The sequence below is a fragment of the Pseudomonas sp. genome (assembly GCF_037994325.1).
Taxonomy (GTDB): Bacteria; Pseudomonadota; Gammaproteobacteria; order Pseudomonadales; family Pseudomonadaceae; genus Aquipseudomonas.
Genome location: NZ_JBBNAH010000784.1, coordinates 1 through 5,864 on the forward strand (window position 1 = coordinate 1; position 5,864 = coordinate 5,864).

The window sequence follows — 5,864 nt, forward strand, 5'->3', positions numbered from 1 at the left end:
CACCAAGCGTCGGCCTTGCGAACGCATTGCGCGCGGGGGCAGCGTTTCAGACGAGAGCGGTGACCGTTTCTGGCCGCCATAGCCTGACTCACGAACGTCATCAACGCTTGGGTAAACCGGCTTTAACCCGGTGGCGCAGGAATTTGAGCCTCGCCTTCTCATACTCCAGCCAAGCCAATCGATCAGCACCCAAGTAATCCGCGGCGTGGGAAATCGACGTGCCTGAGTTCTTGCCGCCCTCCTCCAAACCAAAGCGATCCGAAAGCAAATTCCACGTTCCGCCAAACCCCAAAGGCGCATGAAGCGTGAGTGCGTGGCGCAGGCTTTGGTAGCGCAGCTCAACGGGTAGCTGCGAGTTCTGCGCGTTGCGCAGGTTGGTCCAAAAAGTCATTGGCACTCCGTTTGGAAAACCAGGTGGTGCCCGGGTAGGACGTCGGCGGCGAGAAAAAAGCGTTCATTGTTGCTATTAGGCTCTATAGCGCCCGCAGCAAACTGAGCAGAACAATCGTGCCTGGCATGCCGCCTGAATTGCAGCAACCGGAGTTGTCGGGCATTGAGCGATGTCATCCATCAGCAATGGGGAGAAACATCGTCAGAGAACAGGCACGTTAAGGGTTAGCGCTGGGTTGTCACTTCGAGGGTATCGATGTAGGTGACCCAGACGCTTTGGTCGATTTTAAGGTCTTTAAGCCGTGCCTGATTTTTGGGGTCAAGCACATCGACGACTTTTTGCCGTCCGGCTGGGCCCTCGAACGTCACCTGATTTTTTTCCACATCAACGTGTTTGATCTTCAGCTGTAGCTGCACCTGACGGTAGGCGTAGCCGCCTGGATGGGGGTTGTCTTTGCCGGCGCGGACTTCTCCGGCCTGTTGTGAGGCCTTGGCTTTGGCTGTACTCACATCGGTATCGAGCTCCGCTACCACCGAGCGGGTGACCACCGCTTTGACGGTGTCGCCGGGTTTGAGGTGCCCAAGGTTCTTCGCGTCATCGCCCAGCTGAAGTGTCACGGGTTGGTCCTCTGGCCCGTTGAGCACCACAACGTGGTTGGCCGCATCCACCGATATTACCGAGGTCACAACCTCGTCCTCCTGCAGGGTGGCGGACAGCGGAATATTCGCGGCGTGCACGGCAGTTATGCCAACAACCCACAATGCGGTAATGGCTGCTGTTTTTGCCGACACGTAAAAGGCTTTCATCATCTTGCTCTCCATGTTGTTAGAGGCCCGACAGCTGAACTGAACCCTGGTGGTTCGGGTTGAGGTAACCCGTTTCGTCCGTTCCCAGCGTTACTGGATGCACGCGGTTGGCTGCACCTGACACAGGAATTGTTGCATGGCGGTGGTGAGATCGTTGTGGTGGTTTTAACGTCAGCGGGTGGCGTCTACTGGAATCTCCACCATGGCGCCTTCCACGTGTAGCAACAGTCACCCAGCACATTGCCGACGGAGTTTAGGTTCAGTTATCGCCACGCGTTTGAAATTTTTCCATAGCCGAGTCTGCCGCCGGTATGAGGCTGGTAGGTTCTCGCAAACGTCGCCTCCGTTGGCATCGCCGCACGCCTGATTTCCTGCACGGTACGCAATGCTGTGCTAGACCGATCTAACCACAGAAATCATTCACTCCCGCGTTGCCGCATCTGGAACAGCAACAACATCCAGCCTCGAAGGCGCAAGCGCATGCCACGGGCTCACCACGCATTACCGACCCTGCTGTACGACACAGGAGAATCGTCATGCATGTTCTTCACGGCATCCCGCTGTGGTCGTTGCTGCTAATGCTTTGCGCCGTGCCTCTTTCGATCCGGGCTACCGAGCCTGGCCCTTCGGGCTCCGCAGAGCAGGTGTTTAGCAATCAAGAGCTAGATCAGATGCTCGCACCCGTGGCGCTGTACCCGGACGCCCTGCTGGCCCAAGTGCTAATGGCGGCCACGTACCCCGGTGATGTCGCCGATGCCGCGGTCTGGTCCAAGGCCAATCCCAAAGCCCAGGGCGATGATGCAGTGCGCCAAGTCGCAGCGCAGCCGTGGGATCCCAGCGTGCAATCGCTGGTGGCATTTCCGGCGGTGCTGGTCACCCTCAGCCAGGACCCTGCGTGGGTACAGCGGGTCGGCGATGCTTTTCTGGCCAAGCCTGATGCCGTGATGGATTCGGTCCAGCGCCTGCGGCGCCAGGCAAAAGAGGCCGGCAATCTCGGTTCCAACGACAAACAGAAGGTAAGCGAAAAGCCAGCCGCGAGCGCGAGTTCTTCCAGCAGTCAGACCATCATCATCGAGTCCGCCGACCCGCAGGTAATCTACGTGCCCAGCTACAACCCCACGGTGGTTTATGGCACCTGGCCGTATCCCGCTTATCCGCCCGTGTATTACCCGCCGCCCCCCGGCTATTACCTGGGTAGCGCCGTGGCGGCGGGAATCGGCTTTGCCGTTGGCGTGGTGGTCATCGACTCGTTGTGGGGCGACTGCAATTGGGGGCGCGGTGATATTGATATCGACGTTAACCGCTACAACACCATCAACGATAACCGTCAACTGAACATCCAGGACAAGACCTGGAAGCACAACCCGACCCACCGCGACGGTGTGCCCTACCGTGACCGAGCGAGCCGCGAGCAGTATGGCCAGCGCCTGGCCAATGGCGAACAACGCGAGGCCCTGCGCGGCCGAGATACCGCCCGCGCCGCTGACCGCGACCGTGCCCGGCAGAGCCTGGAGCAGCGTGGTTTTGAAAGCCCGGCCACCAATAACCGCCAGGCGCGCGAACGGGCTCAGACGGCGGATCGCAGCCAGCGCGCTAGCGACCGCACCCAGACTCGCGAACAACAGCGCCCCACTACCCGCAGCACCCGCGACAATGCGTTCGCTGGCGCCCGCACGCCAGAGCGCGAGCGCGCTAGCCAACAACGCGGCCAAGCCAGCCAGGCCGCAGCACGACGGCCCCAGTCGGCCCGCTCCGCCGGGCAGACTGTCAGTCGCCCGGCTGCGTCCTCTTCTCGTGGTGGCGCGCGGCGGCGCTGAAGGAGCCTGGCCATGAATGCTGCGATGCGCTTTGCGCTGATTACCCTGCTAGTGCTACCGGCTTCGCTCGTGAACGCCCAGCAGCACTTCCAGACCTCCCAGGCTGCCGCCGAGGCGTTTGTCGCCGCGCTGGGCAGCGAGCGGGCCGACGAAAAACGCTTGGCCGCTTTACTCGGCGAGGACTGGCGACGCTACATTCCGCTGGCGGGCCTGGAGCGTGAAGATGTCGAAGCTTTCCTCTCCCTGTATCGCGAACAGCACGAGATACGCAGTCAGGCCGAGGGCTATTCGTTATTGGCCGTGGGTAAGCAAGGTTGGGAGCTGCCGTTACCTTTGGTGCACGGCAAGCAAGGTTGGGGTTTCGACGCCAAGGCCGGCGTGCCGCTTATTCGCCAGCGGCGTATCGGCCGCAACGAAGAGGCCACGTTGCAGGCCATACGCGCCTACCATGATGCGCAGATGGACTATGCCGAGGTCGACCGCGACGGCGATGGCGTGCTCGAGTACGCCCAGAAGTTTGTCAGCAGCGACGGCCAGCACGATGGCTTGTACTGGCCCGAGCAGGACGGCGAACCGGACAGTCCTTTGGGCGTGTTATTCGGCGATGAGCTTCCCAACGGCGGCTGGCATGGCTACCACTACCGCATCCTTACCGCCCAGGGGCCCTCAGCGCCAGGGGGTGCTTACGACTATCGGCTTGGCCATAACATGAGTCGTGGTTTTGCTCTGGTCGCCTGGCCGGTGAGCTACGGCAACAGCGGAGTGATGAGTTTTATGATCAGCCATGACGGCCAGGTCTTCGAGAAAGACCTGGGGCCCGACGGCGGAAAGCAGGCCCAGGCCATGACCCGTTTTGACCCCGACAGCAGTTGGCAGTCAGTGAGCGACCCCGACGATGCCGTCGGCGACCCATAAGAGGCTGAATAAAAGCGTTCTAGTTGATCGCGTTTGTAGTGCGGAGCGCGTAAATCGCATCGTCGCTGCGCATAGGCCTGAGGTGAATCACGTAGCTGGGTTTGGGTTGGCCAAGGTTCATTTCGCTGAGGTTATAGGCCACGTCCAGTTTGAAGTATTTGATTTCGGCCGGTTTAACCAAGAAGTCCTGCTCGATATCCCTCGGCGCCCAATCGGCGTTTTTGCTCAGCGCGGCTCTGGGAATGAGTGTCTCAGTCCCTAAGTAAGCGTTTGATTTCGAGCGCCAGGGCGACCGCTTTTTCAGCTTCATTTTGGGTGACATACACCTTGCTGGGCTCGATATTCGCAATTTCCATGGCCTGCTCGTGCATAAGCTCACGCCTCACGATGCGCAGTTGCTTTGCCTGCGCGAGCAGGCTGGCCTCGTGTATCCCCAGCCACTGCAGTTTGGTTTCGTACACGGCGGCATCTTCATACTGCCGACCCAGGCGAGCTCTACCGTGGCAATACAACGCCGCTTCCAGGTAGTTGCAACTGAACACAATGGCGACTAACGCCTGGTTGAAGCATTCTTGGTGTACAGCTTTTTTGGGCATCGCTGGGCGAGTTGTCGGCGCCCCCATCAGTGCCGCCCACGCTGACTGATGCGCGGCCAGCGCAGCTACGGCGATAGCCAAAAATGCCTTGCGGTTCGCTTTGCTACTAGCCATTTTCTGTACCTCTTGCAGAACCATTGGCCGCGCTGCCCCTGCGTATAGTTCGTGTGCCGTTAAACCTAGTCGTCGTCTTTCGCTGCGCTTTGGCGAGTTACCGTCGGGGCCTTTTCTGCCGACTTCGACGAGGCCAACCGTGCCGGCCGCAGATGGCCCGCCAGGGTAAGCATCAGCAGCGGCACCACCAGCATCGACAGGGTGATGGCGAGGATCAGCAGGTTGTACATACGCGAATCGAACAACCCGAAATCCAGGGCCTGCTTGAACACCACAAAGGCAAATTCACCCCCTGAGGCCAGCACCAGCGCCAGGCTGAGCGCACCTGCGGTATCCAGGCCACCGGCACACTTGCCCAGGGCGAACAGCAACGGGAATTTGATGACGACCAACACACCGGTAAGTGTCAAAACAACCAAGGGGTCGCTTACTAACAGTTGCAGGTCGGCTGCCATGCCTACCCCGACAAAGAACAGCCCCAGGAGCAGCCCCTTAAAGGGCTCGATCTCCGACTCCAATGTGTGGCGATACTCGGACTCGGCCATTAACACGCCGGCTAGAAAGGCGCCCAAAGCGGGCGAAATACCGATACGCACCATGATCCAGGTGGTGCCTAACACGATCAGCAAAGCGGTGGCCGTGGACAGTTCGCGCAAACCCGCACTTAGCGCCCAGCGAAAGGCCGGGCGCAACAAATAGCGACCGCCGACGATAACCAAACCGATGCCCACCACAACGGCGAGCAATGGCCGTAGTCCCGGAGCATATGGGCCGTCGTGCGCGCTGCTGGCTAGCAGAGGAACCAGTGCGATCAGGGGAATCGCCGCGATATCCTGAAACAGCAAAATAGCCACCGTCAGGCGACCATGGGGGTGGCCCAGTTCTTTGCGTTCGGCCAGCACTTGCAGGCCAAACGCAGTGGACGACAGCGCCAGCCCCAATCCCAGCACCGTCGCGACCCGCCAGCTTTGCTCCAGCAAGACAGCCAGCGCGCCCAGCAGCAGCGCGGCGCTCAGTACTTGCAGCAAGCCAATGCCAAACAAGGCCCGACGCATATGCCAGAGGCGCCGGGGCGAGAGTTCCAGGCCGATGATAAAAAGCAGCAACACCACGCCCATCTCGGAAAAATGGCTGACGTTTTGCGGGCTTTTCACCAAATCCAATGCCGAAGGGCCGATAACGATGCCGGCCAGCAGATAGCCTGGCACCGCGCCCAGTTTCGTCC

At 60.2% G+C, this 5,864-nt stretch carries 7 protein-coding genes; 2 read left to right on the top strand and 5 right to left on the bottom strand.

Annotation, left to right across the window (positions count from 1 at the left end; all coding sequences use genetic code 11):
* Positions 1–100: 100 nt before the first annotated feature.
* Positions 101–391: a hypothetical protein gene (locus tag AAAB16_RS26390; RefSeq protein WP_340666037.1), complete on the bottom strand. Its 291-nt coding sequence runs from the start codon at positions 389–391 to the stop codon at positions 101–103.
* Positions 392–615: 224 nt separating this feature from the next.
* Entirely contained in the window at positions 616–1,197 is a 582-nt protein-coding gene (locus AAAB16_RS26395) for a hypothetical protein (RefSeq protein WP_340666042.1), read from the bottom strand.
* 536 nt (positions 1,198–1,733) lie between these two features.
* On the opposite strand from AAAB16_RS26395, the gene AAAB16_RS26400 reads away from it, so the two are divergent.
* Both AAAB16_RS26400 and AAAB16_RS26405 read left to right on the top strand, forming a co-directional pair.
* Complete coding sequence (locus tag AAAB16_RS26400) at positions 1,734–3,014, top strand: DUF3300 domain-containing protein (RefSeq protein WP_340666038.1); 1,281 nt, start codon at positions 1,734–1,736, stop codon at positions 3,012–3,014.
* Between the two features lie 12 nt (positions 3,015–3,026).
* Positions 3,027–3,929, top strand: coding sequence for a DUF2950 domain-containing protein (locus tag AAAB16_RS26405; RefSeq protein WP_340666039.1), 903 nt, complete (start codon positions 3,027–3,029; stop codon positions 3,927–3,929).
* Between the two features lie 19 nt (positions 3,930–3,948).
* On the opposite strand, the gene AAAB16_RS26410 is transcribed toward AAAB16_RS26405, so the two are convergent.
* The 3 genes from AAAB16_RS26410 to AAAB16_RS26420 all read right to left on the bottom strand — a co-directional run bounded on the left by AAAB16_RS26410 (position 3,949) and on the right by AAAB16_RS26420 (position 5,856).
* Entirely contained in the window at positions 3,949–4,110 is a 162-nt protein-coding gene (locus tag AAAB16_RS26410) for a hypothetical protein (RefSeq protein ID WP_340666040.1), read from the bottom strand.
* Between the two features lie 70 nt (positions 4,111–4,180).
* Positions 4,181–4,639 carry a hypothetical protein gene (locus tag AAAB16_RS26415; RefSeq protein WP_340666041.1) on the bottom strand — a complete coding sequence of 153 codons (459 nt, stop codon included), beginning with the start codon at positions 4,637–4,639 and terminating at the stop codon, positions 4,181–4,183.
* Positions 4,640–4,704: 65 nt separating this feature from the next.
* Positions 4,705–5,856, bottom strand: coding sequence for a monovalent cation:proton antiporter-2 (CPA2) family protein (locus AAAB16_RS26420; RefSeq protein WP_340666043.1), 1,152 nt, complete (start codon positions 5,854–5,856; stop codon positions 4,705–4,707).
* Positions 5,857–5,864: the final 8 nt, after the last annotated feature.